The sequence below is a fragment of the Duganella sp. Dugasp56 genome (genome assembly GCF_047304105.1).
GTDB lineage: Bacteria > Pseudomonadota > Gammaproteobacteria > Burkholderiales > Burkholderiaceae_D > Rugamonas > Rugamonas hordei.
On sequence record NZ_JBGLYQ010000043.1, the window covers coordinates 35,132 to 51,006 of the forward strand.

Annotated in this window: 14 protein-coding genes and 2 pseudogenes; all 16 read right to left on the bottom strand. The window is 63.9% G+C overall.

All coding sequences use genetic code 11. From position 1 onward, the window contains the following. Positions 1-22: 22 nt before the first annotated feature. Positions 23-151, bottom strand: a pseudogene (locus tag ACCD07_RS25365) (SDR family oxidoreductase); the annotation flags it as partial. A 58-nt stretch (positions 152-209) separates the two neighbouring features. Continuing rightward, positions 210-1,013 (bottom strand): annotated as a pseudogene (gene dkgB, locus ACCD07_RS25370) (2,5-didehydrogluconate reductase DkgB). A 23-nt stretch (positions 1,014-1,036) separates the two neighbouring features. Then, entirely contained in the window at positions 1,037-1,834 is a 798-nt protein-coding gene (locus ACCD07_RS25375) for an SDR family NAD(P)-dependent oxidoreductase (RefSeq protein WP_413448928.1), read from the bottom strand. Positions 1,835-2,087: 253 nt separating this feature from the next. Then, on the bottom strand, positions 2,088-3,014 hold the full coding sequence (locus tag ACCD07_RS25380; protein ID WP_413448929.1) for a LysR family transcriptional regulator: 927 nt from the start codon (positions 3,012-3,014) through the stop codon (positions 2,088-2,090). A 113-nt stretch (positions 3,015-3,127) separates the two neighbouring features. Further along, on the bottom strand, positions 3,128-3,592 hold the full coding sequence (locus tag ACCD07_RS25385; protein ID WP_413448930.1) for a cache domain-containing protein: 465 nt from the start codon (positions 3,590-3,592) through the stop codon (positions 3,128-3,130). Positions 3,593-3,636: 44 nt separating this feature from the next. Further along, positions 3,637-4,659, bottom strand: a complete 1,023-nt coding sequence (locus ACCD07_RS25390; protein ID WP_413448931.1) for a porin — start codon at positions 4,657-4,659, stop codon at positions 3,637-3,639. Between the two features lie 91 nt (positions 4,660-4,750). Further along, positions 4,751-5,767: a 4-hydroxy-2-oxovalerate aldolase gene (gene dmpG, locus ACCD07_RS25395; protein ID WP_413448932.1), complete on the bottom strand. Its 1,017-nt coding sequence runs from the start codon at positions 5,765-5,767 to the stop codon at positions 4,751-4,753. Between the two features lie 16 nt (positions 5,768-5,783). Next, a complete protein-coding gene (locus ACCD07_RS25400) occupies positions 5,784-6,740 on the bottom strand; it encodes an acetaldehyde dehydrogenase (acetylating) (protein ID WP_413448933.1) in 957 nt (318 codons plus the stop codon). Between the two features lie 65 nt (positions 6,741-6,805). Further along, positions 6,806-7,597 (bottom strand): 2-keto-4-pentenoate hydratase, encoded by a 792-nt coding sequence (gene mhpD, locus ACCD07_RS25405; protein ID WP_413448934.1) that lies wholly within the window; start codon positions 7,595-7,597, stop codon positions 6,806-6,808. 30 nt (positions 7,598-7,627) lie between these two features. Beyond that, entirely contained in the window at positions 7,628-7,921 is a 294-nt protein-coding gene (locus ACCD07_RS25410) for a YciI family protein (RefSeq protein ID WP_413448935.1), read from the bottom strand. 99 nt (positions 7,922-8,020) lie between these two features. Next, entirely contained in the window at positions 8,021-9,961 is a 1,941-nt protein-coding gene (locus ACCD07_RS25415) for a TRAP transporter large permease subunit (protein ID WP_413448948.1), read from the bottom strand. Between the two features lie 23 nt (positions 9,962-9,984). Continuing rightward, a complete protein-coding gene (locus ACCD07_RS25420) occupies positions 9,985-10,521 on the bottom strand; it encodes a PPC domain-containing DNA-binding protein (RefSeq protein ID WP_413448936.1) in 537 nt (178 codons plus the stop codon). A gap of 39 nt (positions 10,522-10,560) precedes the next feature. Next, positions 10,561-11,607 carry a TRAP transporter substrate-binding protein gene (locus ACCD07_RS25425; RefSeq protein WP_413448949.1) on the bottom strand — a complete coding sequence of 349 codons (1,047 nt, stop codon included), beginning with the start codon at positions 11,605-11,607 and terminating at the stop codon, positions 10,561-10,563. Between the two features lie 143 nt (positions 11,608-11,750). Continuing rightward, positions 11,751-12,074 (bottom strand): hypothetical protein, encoded by a 324-nt coding sequence (locus ACCD07_RS25430; RefSeq protein ID WP_413448937.1) that lies wholly within the window; start codon positions 12,072-12,074, stop codon positions 11,751-11,753. A gap of 69 nt (positions 12,075-12,143) precedes the next feature. Continuing rightward, the gene (locus ACCD07_RS25435; protein ID WP_413448938.1) at positions 12,144-12,461 is read right to left on the bottom strand and encodes a hypothetical protein; all 318 of its coding nucleotides are present in this window, start codon (positions 12,459-12,461) and stop codon (positions 12,144-12,146) included. Positions 12,462-12,832: 371 nt separating this feature from the next. Continuing rightward, the gene (locus ACCD07_RS25440) at positions 12,833-15,871 is read right to left on the bottom strand and encodes a glycosyl hydrolase family 28-related protein (RefSeq protein ID WP_413448939.1); all 3,039 of its coding nucleotides are present in this window, start codon (positions 15,869-15,871) and stop codon (positions 12,833-12,835) included. Between the last annotated feature and the right edge of the window lie 4 nt (positions 15,872-15,875).

The following is a 15,875-nucleotide window of genomic DNA, read 5'->3' on the forward strand; positions in this document are numbered from 1 at the left end:
AATCGCCCCGTGCGGCCGTCCAGAACGTCCCCGGATAGGCTCCCCCGTCGAGCAGCAGGTTTTGCCCCGTCATATAGCCGGCCTGTACGCTGCATAGAAAGGCGCAGAATGCGCCGAACTCCTCCGGCGTGCCAAAGCGCTGGGCCGGATTCTGCAGGCTCCACGTGATTGATTGAACACCTCTCCCTGCCTTCCAGCCGCATGCAATCTCAATCCCAGACTGGCGACAGCCCGTCCGGACTGACTTCGCGGCCATTGCGCTCCAGTCCGGCGATCTGCGCCATATCCCCCTCGCTGAGGCACAATTGTTGGGCCTGCAGATTGCCGGCGAGGTTAGCCCGCCTGGTCGACGAAGGGATGACCGAGTACCCCAGTTGCAAGGCCCAGGCCAGAACGACCTGGGCTGGCGTGGCGGCGTGCTGCCTGGCGATCTCACCGATCACTTCGTCTTGCAGCACCTTGCCGTAGCCCAGCGTCATATACGAGCTCACATGGACACCCTGCTCGCGCAGGAACGCCACCAGCTTGCGATTTTGCAGATACGGACTCAGCTCGATCTGATTGGTCGCGATTTGCCCCGCCCCCACCACGGCGATCGCCTGCCTTGTCGCTTCAATATTGAAGTTGGACACGCCGATCTGGCGTGTCCATCCCTGCGCCTTGGCCTCGGCCAATGCGCCCATATACTCTTCGAGCGCCACTCCATTGCCAGGCGCCGGCCAGTGAATCAGCGTCAGGTCGACGTCGTCGAGCGCCAGTTTGGACAGGCTCTCCTTCAAGCTCGGTATCAACTTGTCGTGCGCATAATTTTCAACCCAAATCTTTGTGGTGACGAACAGTTCCTTGCGTGCCACACCCGATTACGCGACCGCTTGACCGATCGCGGCTTCGTTGCCATAGATCTGCGCGGTGTCGACCGCGCGGTAGCCCAGTTCCAGCGCATTACGCACCGAGTCGATAACAGTCTGGCCTTGCAGCCGGAAGGTGCCGACACCAAAAGCGGGAATACTCATGTAAAGCTCCTTTGAAATAGAAGTCAGATCGCCATGCTGTCGACCACACCGCCATCGACACGCAGCGCCGCGCCGGTTGTGGCGGAAGCTTGCGTGGAAGAGATATAGACGACCAGATTGGCCACCTCGTCGACCAGGGCCGCGCGCTGGATGATGGAGGTGGGCCGGGCCTGCCTGACGAAAGCGTCGGCTTCGTCGCGGGCGCTGCGCCCCGTCCGCGCGCTGGCATCCTTCAGCATGTCTTCCAGGCCCTCCGTGAAGGTCGGACCTGGCAACACCGCGTTGACCGTCACGCCGCTGCCCGCCATCCGCTTGGCCAAGCCATGGGAGACTGCCAGGTTGGCGCTTTTCGTCACGCCGTAGTTGATCATGTTGGCCGGAATGGCAATGCCCGACTCCGAAGACACAAAGACCACCCGCCCCCACTTGCCCTGCGCCATACCGGGCAGGTAATGCCGCGCCAGGCGCACGCCCGAGATGACGTTGACGTCATAAAATTGCATCCATTCGCCGTCCGGCACATCGAAGAAGTCGATCTCTTTGAAGATGCCAAGGTTATTGATCAGGATGTCTGCGGCAGGCTCCGCATTGAACAGGACCTGGGCGCCCGCCGCGCAACTCAGGTCGGCGGCGACACCGCGCAGGCGCGCGGCCGGAAACGTGCTTTTGATCGACCCCATCGCCTCATCAACCGCCTCCTGTCGACGCCCCACCACAACCACCGTCGCGCCGGCCTGGGCCAGCCCTCTTGCAATGGCAAGGCCTATGCCGCCGGTTGAACCGCTCACCACGGCAAGCTTGCCAGTCAAATCGATATTCATCGGGATTCCTAAAAAAGTGGGATGGGTGGCGCCGCATCGCGCCACAGCAGCGCCAAAGTATAGGTCGGCGACTTAATGCCGTCCAAGACATAATTGGCTCAACTTAAGTCGCCAAAGGTCTAATCCCAGGTATTCGCCAGCGGAATTATTTTTGCGCCGTCGAGGAAGACGGCACGTCGGACGCGCTGCGGGGAAGCCCTCTGCAACAGCGGCGCGCCGACTGGGCGTGGCGAGGCGGCAGGCTGTCGGCGCCTTAACCGGTCTGCCCAATTTGCAACTGGCCGGCATTCTCCCGGTCTCCGACTATGTCCCGTATCAAGCCGACGATCGCCCGTCCCGCCGACGTAAAAGGCCGCTGCGCGCTGGTAGCCAGGAAAAGCGTCCGGCTGAGGTTGGGCTCAACGATCAAACAGGTCTGCAAGCGCTGCAGCCTGATTTCGGCCAGCACCGCTTGCTGCGTCAGAATCGTATATCCGAGGCCGCTCGCAACGATCTCCTTCATCGCGGTCAGGGAGTTGACCTCCAGCGCGATGTTGAGCGCGACCCCCTGCTTCTTGGCCAATTCCGCCAGCATCATGCGCAGGCCGTCGGGAAGGCCGGGCAAGACCAGCGGCACGTTGGCCAGGTCGGCAAAACGGATGTGCTGTTGCGAGGTCAGGCGGTCGCCGACCGGGCCGATCAGGTATAAATCGTTGGTGGTCAGCGTTTCATCCAGGCGCAGGCCATGCCCGCCGTAGCGCGAAAAGATCGCCACATCCACCTGACCGTTGGCCAGCCAGTCTTCAATCTTTCCGGAGAAACCTTCCATCAGTTGCAACTCTATCTCAGGATAATCGCGCCGCACCCGTGCATACAAGGTGCCGACCAGGAATTGCGTGACCGAGGCCTGCATCGCCAGGCGCACCACGCCGCTGGGTACACTGGCGCGCATCCGGATATCGTTTTTCAGCTGCTCCGCCGCCGCCAATACGGCCTCGACACTGGGCAAGATCGCGAGGCCGAACTCCGTGAGCAAGACGCCGCGGCCGGTGCGATAAAAGAGCTTGGCGCCGAATTCCTTCTCGAGCGTGGCGATCTGCTTGCTCAGTGCGGACTGCGCGATGCCACGGGCCGCACTGACTTTACTCAGGCTTCCCGTGTCGACCAATTCCGCCAGCAACTGCAACTGCTTGATTTCCATCGATGCCCATCCACTATTACCCCATCCCGCCTCTGGCGCATTGAGGGCCAGGCGGGAGGATGGAGGACGCTCCGAAAATAAGGTCATGAGCGTCAACTATATCAGCTTGCACATCATTTATAGGCCCCGACCCAGACGCCGAGGTCCTCGAAGCGTTCCACGTAGGCCACCTTCGACTGCATGTCCTTGGTGACGGGATTGAGAAACTTAAATTCCACCCAGCCGCTGCCCGCTCCCCGCGCGAGCGCCAGACACTCCTTGATCGGATACTTGCCATCCGGGTCCCTGTATTCCATCAAGTTCTTGCCGATGATTTTCTTGTTCGCCCCGTGCGCCAGATTGAGGCCGTCGAAATCGAACACGGACACGTACAGCTCCCGGTCCACGAACTCCCCTTGCGGGTCGTTGAACACCGCGAACGCCTTTTCCCTGCCGTTCTTCTTGATGAGGGCGACCGCCTTCTTCACCATCGCAACCGCGTCCTCCTTGCTGGCGTGGGTCTCGGCGATCGCAGTCCCCGCCAGCAGGAACGATGACAAAAAAATCCCCGCAGCCAGTATCAATGAGCGTTTGTTCATTTCAGTACTCCCCATGTAGTTGTCGCTTCTGCTTAAGCGCTCCGTCAGAACGCGTGATTGATCCCCGTATTGAACTGCTTGTCGACGCCCCCCGGCGTCCCCGGCGTGGCGATACTGGCCGCGCCCTGGTTGGCGATGCGCGCGTACGAGGCATACAAGGTCGTGCGCTTGGAAAGCGCATAGCTGTAGCCGAGCGCGCCCTGATGGGTATCGGCATGGGCGACGACATGGTTCTTATGCCGGACATAGGACACCATGACCGTGCTGGCGCCGAACGGCAACGCGGCCCCCAGTAACAAGTCATGGTTGTCGAGCGCGCCGAGTTTGGCGTCGTTGCGGTTGAATTGGTACAAGGCAGACAGTGTCCCCCAGCCCAGCCTATACGAAGCGCCCAGGCCGGTATTCCTGGTCGTGACCATGCTTGCGCCGGCAAGCGGAACATTGTTGGCGCTGTTATGTATCAGGCTGGTGCTGAATGGACCGGCCGCATAGCCGACGGAGAGTGCCAGCACCCGGCCTTGGGCATTGCTTCCGGGCACTTCCCCAAAGCCAAACGCCGCCTCGGCATTGAAGCCGCCGAGATTGGCCGGCGTCGCATACACCAGCGCGTTGCTCAGGCGCTTGCCCGCACCGAGCGATATCACGCGGCTATAAGCGCCCTCCAGGCCATTGAGAAAAGGGTCGTACTTGACGCCGCCGTTGAACAAGGGATTGTATTGGCGGCCGAGTTTGACAACACCGGCGCTGCCTTGCAGGCCGACAAACGCCTGGCGGCCAAAGCCGTTACCGCTCGCGTCCAAGGCCCCGGTGTCGCCGCCGAAGCCCATTTCTGCCGTAAACAACGCGGCCAGTCCGTTGCCCAGGTCCTCGCGTCCTTTGAAGCCGAGACGAGTGCCGTTCAGGCTGGCAAAGCCGCCGTCGATCGCGCTGACGGCGCCGGCGGGATTGCCGCCGCTATCGTGCGTGTAATACGTGTCGAGCACGCCATACACCGTGACCGACGATTGTGCCGCCACGGCGCCCGACAGCGTCCCCAGTACCGCCAGTGCAAGTAATTTCCTGTTCATGCGAGTCTCCCTTGTTTATTGTTGTGTTGCCATATGCATGGCATTTTTTTTATTGCCCGCCAACGCACGCCGAGACGACGTGCCGGCGTCCTCAGGCCTTGGCGTGCTTCAGCAGATCCAGCGCGACATCGACGATCATGTCTTCCTGCCCGCCGACCATGCGCCGACGACCGAGCTCGACCAGGATGTCCACGGTTTTCAGTCCGTATTTATGCGCCGCCAATTCCGAGTGGCGCAGGAAGCTCGAATACACTCCCGCGTAGCCGAGCGCCAGGGTTTCGCGATCGACGCGCACCGGGCGGTCCTGCAGGGGCCGCACGATGTCGTCGGCGGCGTCCATCAATCGGAACAGGTCGCAGCCATGGTTCCAGCCGAGGCGCTCGGCGGCGGCGATGAACACCTCCAGCGGTGCATTGCCGGCGCCGGCGCCCATGCCGGCCAGACTGGCATCGATCCGGTCACAGCCCTCCTCGACGGCGACTATCGAGTTGGCGACGCCAAGACTCAGGTTGTGGTGCGCATGGATGCCTGTTTCGGTTTCGGCGTTGAGCACGTCCTTGAAGGCGCGGAAGCGGTCGCGCACATCGTTCATGCTCAAGGAACCGCCGGAGTCGACCACGTAGACGCAGGAGGCGCCATAGCTTTCCAGCAGCTTCGCCTGGACGGCAAGCTGTTGCGGCGACGTCATGTGGCTCATCATCAGGAAGCCGACGGCGTCCATGCCCAGCGCGCGGGCATACTCGACATGTTGTTTGGCGATATCTGCTTCGGTGCAGTGCGTGGCCACGCGCACCACGCGCGCGCCCGCGTCGTACGCGCCGCGCAGATCGTGGACGGTGCCGATGCCCGGCAGAAGCAAGGTGGCGATCCTGGCACGCTTGACCACCGAAGCCGCCGCCTCGATCCATTCCAGATCGGTGTGGGCGCCGAAGCCATAATTAAAGCTGGACCCCTGCAGGCCGTCGCCATGGGCCACTTCGATCGAATCGACATTGGCCTCGTCCAGCGCCTGCGCGATTTGCTTCACTTGCTCGACGCTGTACTGGTGGCGAACCGCATGGCTGCCGTCGCGCAGGGTGACATCCGAGATATAGAGTTTCCTGTTCATGATCCGATTTCCTTTCTTAGATGGCGACACTGGCGCGCTGGCGTTGTGCGCCGATGCGCTCGGCCTGCCGCTCCGCGATGCGCAGGGCGGCGCTGGTCATGATGTCGAGATTGCCGGCGTAGGCGGGCAAGTAATGCGCGGCCCCTTCCACTTCGACGAAGATGGTGGTCTTGAGGCCGCTGACCAGGCCGACGCCCGGCATCCGCAACTGCTCGACCCGGTCGAACTGCACCTGCTGCTTGAGCCGATAGCCGGGCACATACTCCTGCACGTCGGCGGCCATGCGCTTGACCGAGTCGGCGATGGCATCCTGGTCGGCAAGCGCGCTCAGGGTATAGATGGTGTCGCGCATCATCAGCGGCGGTTCGGCCGGATTCAGGACGATGATCGCCTTGCCCTTGAGCGCCCCGCCCACCACCTCGATCGCCCGCGATGTGGTCTCGGTGAACTCGTCGATATTGGCCCGTGTGCCCGGACCGGCCGACTTGCTGGCGATGCTGGCCACGATTTCGCCGTACTGCACCGGCACCACCCGCGAAACGGCGGCCACCATGGGGATGGTGGCCTGCCCGCCGCAGGTCACCATATTCACGTTGAGCAGGTCCAGACTGGACTCGCCGTTGACGACAGGAATGCAATACGGACCGATCGCCGCTGGGGTCAGGTCGATCAAACGTATGTCGGGACGCAACTCGCGCAGGAACGCGTCGTTCTTGACGTGGGTCGCGGCGCTGGTGGCGTCAAACACGATGTCGATGTCGGCGAACACCGGCAACTGCGCCAGGCCGCGCACCCCTTCATGGGTGATCGCCACGCCGAGCCGCGCCGCGCGGGCCAGGCCATCGGACGCCGGATCGATGCCCACCATCGCGGCCAGTTCGATGTGCCGCCCGTGCCGCATGATCTTGATCATGAGGTCGGTGCCGATATTTCCGCTGCCAATGATCGCAGCCTTCAATTTAGTTGTAGACATGGGAAACCTCTATGCGCCGGTCGAGGCCGGCAAATGTGGATGGTGGAATGCGCGGTGCCCCAGGGTCAGCGCGCAAAGATGGTCCGGACCTGGCCCAGGCCGCCGATGGTGGTGTCGATGATGTCGCCCGGGGCGACCGTCACCATCGGCCCCAGCGCCCCGCTCATGATCACGTCGCCTTCCTTCAGCGGACGCCCCACCTCGGCCATCTTGCGCGCCAGCCACAGCGCGGCGTTGAGCGGGTGCCCCAGGCAGGCGGCGCCGGCGCCGACCGACACCAACGCGCCCCGCCGCTCCATCAACATGCCGCACAGCCGCAGGTCGACCTGGGACAGCTTGCGCGGCTCCGTCCCCAGCGCGTACAGGCCGGAGGAGGCGCTGTCGGCGACGGTGTCGAGCAGCGAGATGTCCCAGTCCCGGATGCGGCTGCCGACAATCTCGACCGCCGGCAACACGTAGTCGACCGCCGACAACAGCAGCGAGAACGGCATGTCCGGCTGGCTCAGGTCACGCTTGAGAACGATGGCCACCTCGGCCTCGACCTTGGGCTGCAGCACCCGACCCAGCGACACTTCCTCGCCGGGCGCCAGTTCCATGTCCGCAAACAGCATGCCGAAGTCCGGCGCGTCCACGCCCAGTTGCTGCTGCACCGATTTCGACGTCAGGCCGATCTTGCGGCCCACCAGGCGCCGCCCCTGCGCCAGCGCGTGCCTGGTGTTTATCTCCTGCACCAGATAGGCCGCTTCGACGCCGCCCGCCGATAATTGTTCGCGCACGGGGGCGATGGCGACGCCGCTGCTGTGCGCCTGGCGCAGGCGCAGGGCGACGTCGTCGAGTATGTTCGTTTGGATGTCCATATTGTTTCCGTCAAAGGGGGATGCCTTGGCCTAGGCCGGGACGCGCAAGGCGTCGACGTTGGCGAACACCGACTTCCAGGGCCGGGTATCGATGTCGACGAAGATGCCCGCGACAAAAAAGGGATCGGCCTCGATCCAGTCCCGCACCTGCCGCTCGTGCTCCGCTTCGAACACCAACATGGCGCCGCTGTCGTCGCTGAAGGGACCGGCAAGCAACAACTTGCGCTCTTCAAACAAGGTGGCCAGATAAGCGCGGTGCTGCGCGCGCGATGCGGTGATGAGCGCCGGCGCGGCGGCATAGTTGATATAACTGGTGAATTTCATGATGTTCCTCATAGTTAAGAATGCAAGCGTCCCTCGGAACCGAATCCGTCCTTTTTCATGCGGGAATGAATGGCAGCGCCGCGGCGCTGCGGCGGCGGGTTATTTCGTCAGGAATCCGATCGAGATCCATGGGACCAAGGCCACCAGAATGGTGCCAACGAGCAAAGCGACGATATACCCCATGATCGGCCGCAAGCCCCGGCTCGGACTGATGCGGCTGATGGCGCAAGCCGCGTAGTAGCCGACACCGAACGGCGGCGCGAACAGGCCGATGCCCATGGCCAGCACGACCACCATGGCGTAGTGCACGTCGTGCACGCCGAGCTGCTTGGCGATCGGGAACAGCAAGGGGCCGAACAGCACGATGGCGGGTATGCCTTCCAGCACGCTGCCGAGCACGATGAAGGCCACGATGGAGACACCGAGGAAGCCGAGCGTGCCGCCTGGCAAATGCATCATCGTCGTCGCCAGTTGGCGCGAAAAGCCCGACTGCGTCAGCGACCAGGCCATGCCCGTGGCCGCGCCGATGATCAGCAGGATGGCGCCGGACAAGGCCGCCGTGTCGACCAGGCCGCGCGCCGCCCTGCGCCAGTCGAAGCGCCGGTAGACGAACAGTCCGATCAGCAGCGAATAGGCGATCCCGATGGTCGACACCTCGGTGGCGGTGGCTATGCCCTCGATGACGGCGGCGCGGATGACAAAGGGCAGCGCCAGCGCGGGCGAGGCGACCACCAGCAACTTGCCCACCTCGCGCCACAGGATGCGCCCGTCGGCGGCGATGGCCTCGGCGCGGCAGCGCCACCACACGACCAACCCCAGCAACACCGCCAGCACCAGCCCCGGCAGCAAACCGCCGGTGAACAGGTCGGCGATCGATATCCCGGTCACCGAGCCGATCGTGATCAACACCAGGCTGGGCGGAATGGTCTCGGTCTGCGCGCCCGAGGCCGCCAACAGCGCCAGCATCTCGCCGTCGTCGGCGCCACGTTCGCGCATTTCCGGAAACAGGACCGGCGCCACGGCGGCCATGTCGGCGGCCTTCGACCCCGAGATGCCCGAGACCAGGTACATCGCTCCGATCAGTACGTACGACAGGCCGCCGCGCACATGGCCCAGCAGGCTGGCCAGGAATTGCACCATGGCCTTGGCCATCGACGTCATCTCGATCAGCAAGCCCAGGAAGACGAACAGCGGCACCGCCAACAGGATCTGATGGGTCATCCCCTCGTCCATGCGTCCGACGATAACGATGGTCGGCGTCGACGTGGTCAGGGCCAGATAGCCGAAGGTGGCCAGGCCGAACGCGAAGGCGATCGGCACCCCGCCGAACACCAGCGAACCGACTATGCCGACGAAAAAGATCAGCAGGTTGAGGTTGCCAAGTTGCTTGAGCAAAGGCTGGCAGACCCAGAGGCCGCCGGCGATCGCGCCGACGACGGCAAAGGCCGCCAGCAGACAGCGCCAGTCGCGCAGATGGCCCAGCAAGCCCACCACGGAGACGGCGATCAGCAACGTCACCCCCGCCGGCAAGGCCGAGGCGCGCCAGACGTTGGAGATATCCAGCGCCGGCAGCGTGATCATCATCTCCTCGACCGCGAAGTCATAGGCCGGCACGGCGATCATCAGCAAATACGCCAGCGCGGCCACGATGGCGAACAGGTCGAGGAACTTGCGCAGCGCGGGCGAGGCGATGTCGACCAGCGCCGTCATGCGCATGTGGCTGCCACGCCGCAAGGCCACCACGGCGCCCAGCATGGCCAGCCAGATGAACAGCACAGAGGCCAGTTCGTCCGACCAGATCAGCGGCTGATGAAACACGTAGCGGCTGACGACGGCGGCCAGCAGGATGAAAATCTCCGCCAGCACCAGCAAGGCGGCTGGCACTTCGGTGACGAAGCCGAGCCCCCTGTCGGCCCTGGCGACCCATTTGGCGAAGCCGATGGCGGGCAAATGGCCGTCATAGTTCACAGTGGCCAGTGTCGACGTGTTCACAGCGGCCTCCGCGTCGGGAGTATCGTTCGGTGCATGGCCGGACCTCATCGTGGCGTGTGGGACCGCGGCCATCATTGATGGCCGGGCAGGCCAAGGACGTTGGCGCCGATGGCGGGATCGACGAAGCGCTCAAAGCGCTCCGAATGCACGATGATCGTGATTTCCGACGAGCCGGTGCCCACGGTCAGGTCCAGCAGGTGGCCGCCGCTGCCGGCAAAGCTGGCGTCGGTGACCAGGCCGTGGGCATGGATCGACGGCTTGTCGCCCTTCCAGGCGATGGTGCCGGTCAGGCTGGCCACTTCCACGTTGCGGAAGGTCTTGGGATCGAAGGCCTTGCGGCTGAAATCGTAGAAGCCGAAGGTGGCCTCGCGCATGAAGCCGATGCCCATGAAGCTGGCGGTGGGGATTTTTTCCTCGATCGCCAGGCGCTCCAGGTTGGCGATCACATTGTCGCCGTTGCGCAGCACCATCAGGTAGCCGGTGGACGTCTTGACGTACTTGCCCTTCAAGTCCTGCGCCACGGCCGCGTTGCAGCCGCATAGCGCCGCCAGCGCCGCCAATGTTGCCAGCAGGCTGGAAATGATTTTTTGGTGTTTGCTTGTGCTCATGCTGTGTCTCCAGTTTTGTTATGTGTCCGGACGCGCCGCTCAGACCAGGGCGCCCGAATATTTTTCCAGCTTCGCCCACGCCTCGTTGCCGAATTTTTTCTGCCACTCGCTGTAGAAGCCGACGTTTTTCAATACCTGGCGGAACGGCGCGAGATCGGGGCGGTTGAACGTCACCCCTTTCACCTTGAGTTCCTCCGCCAGGCGCACGTTGAGCGCGGCGATGGCCTGGCGCTGACGCAGGGCATGCGCGTCAAAAATGCCGGACGCCAATTTACGCAAGTCCTCGGGCAAGGCATTCCACGAACGCAGGTTCGACACCAGCCAGAACCCGTCCCAGACGTGCGAGGTCAGCGAACAGTACTTCTGCACCTCGTAGAGTTTCTGCGTCTCGAGGATGGTCAGCGGATTTTCCTGGCCGTCCACGATCTTTGTCTGCAGCGCCGTGTACACCTCGCTCATATTGAGCCCCGCCGGCGAAGCGCCGAAGGCTTTGAACAAGGAGGTCAATGCCGGGCTGAGCGGCACGCGGACCTTGAATCCGGCCAGATCCTGCGGCGTCTTGATCTGCCGGTTGCTGCTGGTCACATGGCGGAAACCGTGGTCCCAGATCTTCGTCTGCGGGAACAGGTTCACCTTGGCGAAGGCCGCGCGAATATGCGCGCCCAGGTCGCCGTCCATGGCGCTCCAGACGGCCTCGTAATGGGGGAACGCGAAGCCGACCCCGCTGATCGACGCCGCCGGCACCAGCGTGCCCCAGATCAGGCCCGCCGTGCTGACAAAGTCGATCGCTCCCGAACGGACTTGCGAGATCATGTCCGTATCGCTGCCCAACTGACTGTTCGGAAACACCTCGATCGACAGGCGTCCTTGCGATTCGCGCAGGATGGCTGCGCACGCCGCCTGCAAACCCATCGTGGTCGGATGGCTGGCCGCGAGCGCGATGCCGCACTTGTAGGAAAACTCGGGCGGTGCCGTCCGTGCCGACGCCAGGCGCGGCAACAGGCCCGACACCGCGCCGGCGGCCGCCACCAGGCCAGCCATCTTCTTCAGGCTTTGCCGGCGCGCCTGCCCGGCAAAATCCCCCATCGTATCCCCGCTGCCGCCTGCGCCTGGCTGCGGGGCGACGGCTACGCCTGTCTCGTTTGTCATGTTCTTGTCTCCGGAAGTTAAACTTCGTTTGTTTTTTTATATGGCCGCGCTGGCGCGGCCTGATGCTGCCCGTGCCGCGGCTACGTCGACTGACGGGCCAGGAAAGCAGAAAATTCCCTCGCCCCGTCCCAGTTCTGCACCAGGGTCAACTTACGCCGCAGGAACAAGCCCGAGGCCACCCGCTCGGCAAATGCTTCGAAGGTCTTGGTCGGATCGTCGATCTCGAAGATGAAATAGACCTTCGCCTCCTCGTTGGACAGCCACGGCCCGGCCAGCAGCTTCAGGTCGTCCGGCAGATTGTGCGGTTTGACTCCGTTGCGCAGCTTGTCGAGAAAGTCGACCACGCCGCGCATGACCGGCGGGCTCATGTCCTTCAGCCACACCTCATTGAAAAAAATTGGCATTTCAGTATCCCTCTAAAATTGACCCGATACACTCGAGCCGGGTTGCAGGCGCTGCGGGCGTCGACCGGCTCAGGGCGCGTTCACGCGATCGGCGTAGTCTTTCACGCTGTTCCAGTTGGACAGCAAGGTCAGCTTCCTGCGGGCGAACAAGCCGCTCACCATGCGCTCGGCATACGCGTCGAACATGGTCGAGGGATCGTTGATCTCAAAAATAAACATCACCTTGGCCTCCTCGGCGGAGAGCCACGGGCCGGCAAGCATGCGCAAGTCGTCAGGCAGGTTGTCCGGCTTGGATCCCACGCTGAGGTTGCCAAAAAAAGTCACGGCCTCGTCCATCAATGCTGGAGTCAAGTCGCCGAGCCACACCTCATTCAAGAAAATCGGCATCACAGTTCCCTTTGGGTCGTATCGAAAAATAGCAGTACAGTGCGCAAGGAAAATGGCCCGTGACCGCTGTATTAGCTGATTCGAATTGTCCGAACCAGTGCAACGAGTGTAGGAGGCGATCATGCCGCAAGGAAGCCTCAAAGGGAGATATCAGCTATTCCACGTCGGGGAACTGTCCGCGTGCCGATACGATGACGTCTTCGATGAGTTTCTTGCCGTGGGAGGAGATGGCGACAAATGCTGACAATAGCGGGCCGATGTCTTCTAGGTCCGTGTCAGATAGGCCCGCACGGCCGTCCCGGATCGCGCGACCGTGTTGGTCAGCGCGACCCACAACTCTGGGAGGCCGGGAGAGCTACAACTACAACAACTCAAATCCTGGTCGAATACAGCGCGTGATGCGTCAGGATGAACAGCGTGCGGCGGTCCGCACCGCCGAAGATCAGCTGCAGCGGACGCGCGGGCACGTCGATCCGACCGCTCTGCTTGCCGTCTGAGCCATAGATGAAGACCTGGCCGTTGGCCACGTACACCTTGCCGTCCGGCCCCACCGCCACGCTTTCGCCGCCGCGATCGGCAACTTGCTTGAGGTCGGTGATCGCGCCGCCCTCACCCACCAGGCCGCTGAACGTGAGGTTGCGCGAGCTGTTGGCGAACACCACGCGCTGGCCAGGCTGCGCGTAGACGAAGCCGTGGGTGTCGAGTGTGTCCGACCAGCGGTAGCCGAGGTGGTCAAGCGAACCATGGCGGGTGACCCGGAACGCCGGCAGCACCAGGCTGCCGTCGGGCGACACGTATTCGCGCGTCTTCGGCACCGCCGCGTCGCGGGCAAACATCTCGGCCAGCGTGGTGAACTCGTAGGTGTCGAGGTTCAGCTGGTCCTGGAATTCGCCGTTGGACCAGTAGTTGACCGGCAGCGCGATGCGGGCGCTGGCACTGGTGTTGGCGTGGACAGCGCGCGGCGTCGGCTTGATGAACGAGACCGGCGCGCCGGGCACGCCCGGCTTGAGCGCGTACACGCTGCCCTCCTTGCCGCTGGAGGACAGCACCATCAGGTTGTCGCTGCCGTCCACCGCCAGGTTGACCGGATCGAGCACGAAGTCGCTCACCGTCTTCAGCCCTTCGCCCTGGGCGTAGCTGAAGATGCGCTGGAAGTGGCGGTCGATGAAGTACAGCCTGCCCTTCGAATCCACGGCGGCGCCGGCGATCGAGTAGAAGCCGTCTTCCAGCTTGTCCACTTTGGCCGCCGACGGCGCGGCGGGCGCGGTGCTCTGCTTGCCGCTGTAGTCGAGCACCGAGAACATGCGTTCGCGTACTTCGAGCCGGTTGGTCACATCCGTGATCGCGTTTTCGTACGGGTACTTGGAAGCGCGCACATCGGCGACGCAACCCTGCTCGTCGCAGGTGGGGAAGCCGCTCTCGCCGTTGACGGCGAGGTTGCGGAAGCGGATGTCGCTCGAATTGGTCAGCTTGACGGCGGTCGGCGCCGGCTTCATCGAACGGGTCACGCGGTAGGCGTGATAGTTGGCCAGCAGGATGTGCTTCGAGTTGCGGATGTCGAGCGACACCGAGTCGGCGCCGTCGCGCACCTCCTCCTCGGTCTGCGGCGCGTAGAACGACCAGTTCTCGACGCCGTCCAGCACTATCTCGTTGCGGATGTGGTGTTCGGCCGAGAGCTCGTACACGCGGCCCGGCGTTTTGGTGTTGGTCACATGGAAAGCGGCCTGCGCATGGCCGGCCGGCGACCAGACGCCGGTGAAAGTGCCGCCGCCGCCGTCCGTCACCCAGATGCTCGGGTACTGGCGATCCCACCAGGCCGAGGTGTCGAACCGGTCGTTCTTCTTGTACGGATCGGTCGGCGAGCCATAGCCCCACTGGATGCGGATGTCGTCCACCAGCGAGTGCTCGCCGGCGCGCCACAGCAGCGCCACCGCGCGCGGATTGACTTCGCCGGTGGCCAGGCCGAGCCCGGTCACGACGGCGTCGCCGCCGCGCGCGCTCTCGAGCAGCGCCTTGGGCGTGTCGGCTCCCTGATACAGCGGCGAACCGTTCGGCAGCACCAGCCGGGTCAGGCCCGGATGCAGCGCGATCAGCACCGTGTCCGGCTTGAGGCGGATGGTGTCGTTGACCGCGTAAAAGCCCAGCGGCAGGTAGACCACGCGGCGGCTGTCGATCGCCTTCTGGATCGCGGCCGTGTCGTCGGTGACGCCGTCGCCCTTGGCGCCGAAGCTGCGCACGCTGGCCCAGTCGGCGGTCGGCGGCAGCGCGCGCAGCACCCGGGCGGTGTCGCTGTTCGTCGCACTGCCGGCCGGCAGCGCCGTGGTGCGGTAGTTGGTGTCGAACTGGCCGGGCTCGCCCAGGCCCGGCAGCTTCAGGCCGTGGTTGAATTCGGCGACCTGGTAGTTGCGCCCCGTCCCTTCGAGCTGCTTGCCGCTGTCGCGGAAGCGCGCGAAGACCGGCACCTTGCGCGCGCTGACGCGCTCGAAGCCGACCTGGGTATAGACATTGTTCTCGTTGCTGATGACGAGGGCCGCCTTGGACACGTTCTCGAAGCGCACGTCATGGCCCCACAGCCAGTCGCCATAGCCGCGGTCGATCTCGATGCCGACCGGCGTGTTGCGGATCTCGGTGTTGGCCAGCGTCAGGCCGGCTTCGTGTTCGCGGATGGCGGCGTCGCGCTGGCCGTCGAAGGTCGAGTCCAGCAAGGTGAACTGCCAGGCCGGCGAGGTCTTCTCGGCCAGGATGCCGTAGCGGCCGCCGAAGAAGCGCAGGTTGTAGGCGATATTGCCGACCTGGTAGACGCCGGCCAGGCCCGAGCCCATGTGGAAGTCGATGTGCGACAGGTTCGAGTGCTGGGCCGTATGCATGCGCACGCCGCTGGCTGCGGGATTGCCGTCGCCGACCTCGAAGTCGACGTTGGACAGCACCGAATAAAAGGTCGAGGAGTTGGCGTCGCGCACGGCCTTCCCCGGCTCGGTGCTGAACGGCACCGCGCTTGGCACCGGCATCGCCACCGCGCCGATATTGTAGGTGTCGGTGCCGGTGAAGATCACCATGTTGGCCACGCCCTTCTGGAAGCCCGGCGTGTTCGCGCCCAGCACCAGCACGGGCCGGGTCTTGCCGACGCCGTAGACGCGCACCGCGATCGGTATCAGGATGCTGCGGCTGATGCGGTAGCGGCCCGGCGGCAGGAACACCACGCCGCCCGCGCCCTTGTTCGCGGCGGCGTCGATCGCCTGCTGCAGGGCGTCGCTGTCGTCGGCGATGCCGTCGCCCTTGGCGCGCACCACCACGGCGCGCGGGTCGTCCGGCATGCTCTGGTAGGCGGAAATGGAAGCCGGCGCCGCCGCAGCGTGGGCCGCATGGACGGCCAGCATCAGCGCCGATACTAAAATGAATCGGTGTTTCAAATGA

Coding starts and splice junctions, on each gene's coding strand:
- ACCD07_RS25435 (WP_413448938.1), bottom strand. CDS start 12,461: ATGCCGATTTTCTTGAATGAGGTGTGGCTCGGCGACTTGACTCCAGCA.
- ACCD07_RS25385 (WP_413448930.1), bottom strand. CDS start 3,592: ATGAACAAACGCTCATTGATACTGGCTGCGGGGATTTTTTTGTCATCG.
- ACCD07_RS25425 (WP_413448949.1), bottom strand. CDS start 11,607: ATGGGGGATTTTGCCGGGCAGGCGCGCCGGCAAAGCCTGAAGAAGATG.
- ACCD07_RS25420 (WP_413448936.1), bottom strand. CDS start 10,521: ATGAGCACAAGCAAACACCAAAAAATCATTTCCAGCCTGCTGGCAACA.
- ACCD07_RS25375 (WP_413448928.1), bottom strand. CDS start 1,834: ATGAATATCGATTTGACTGGCAAGCTTGCCGTGGTGAGCGGTTCAACC.
- mhpD (WP_413448934.1), bottom strand. CDS start 7,597: ATGGACATCCAAACGAACATACTCGACGACGTCGCCCTGCGCCTGCGC.
- ACCD07_RS25400 (WP_413448933.1), bottom strand. CDS start 6,740: ATGTCTACAACTAAATTGAAGGCTGCGATCATTGGCAGCGGAAATATC.
- ACCD07_RS25380 (WP_413448929.1), bottom strand. CDS start 3,014: ATGGAAATCAAGCAGTTGCAGTTGCTGGCGGAATTGGTCGACACGGGA.
- ACCD07_RS25430 (WP_413448937.1), bottom strand. CDS start 12,074: ATGCCAATTTTTTTCAATGAGGTGTGGCTGAAGGACATGAGCCCGCCG.
- ACCD07_RS25415 (WP_413448948.1), bottom strand. CDS start 9,961: ATGAGGTCCGGCCATGCACCGAACGATACTCCCGACGCGGAGGCCGCT.
- ACCD07_RS25410 (WP_413448935.1), bottom strand. CDS start 7,921: ATGAAATTCACCAGTTATATCAACTATGCCGCCGCGCCGGCGCTCATC.
- ACCD07_RS25390 (WP_413448931.1), bottom strand. CDS start 4,659: ATGAACAGGAAATTACTTGCACTGGCGGTACTGGGGACGCTGTCGGGC.
- dmpG (WP_413448932.1), bottom strand. CDS start 5,767: ATGAACAGGAAACTCTATATCTCGGATGTCACCCTGCGCGACGGCAGC.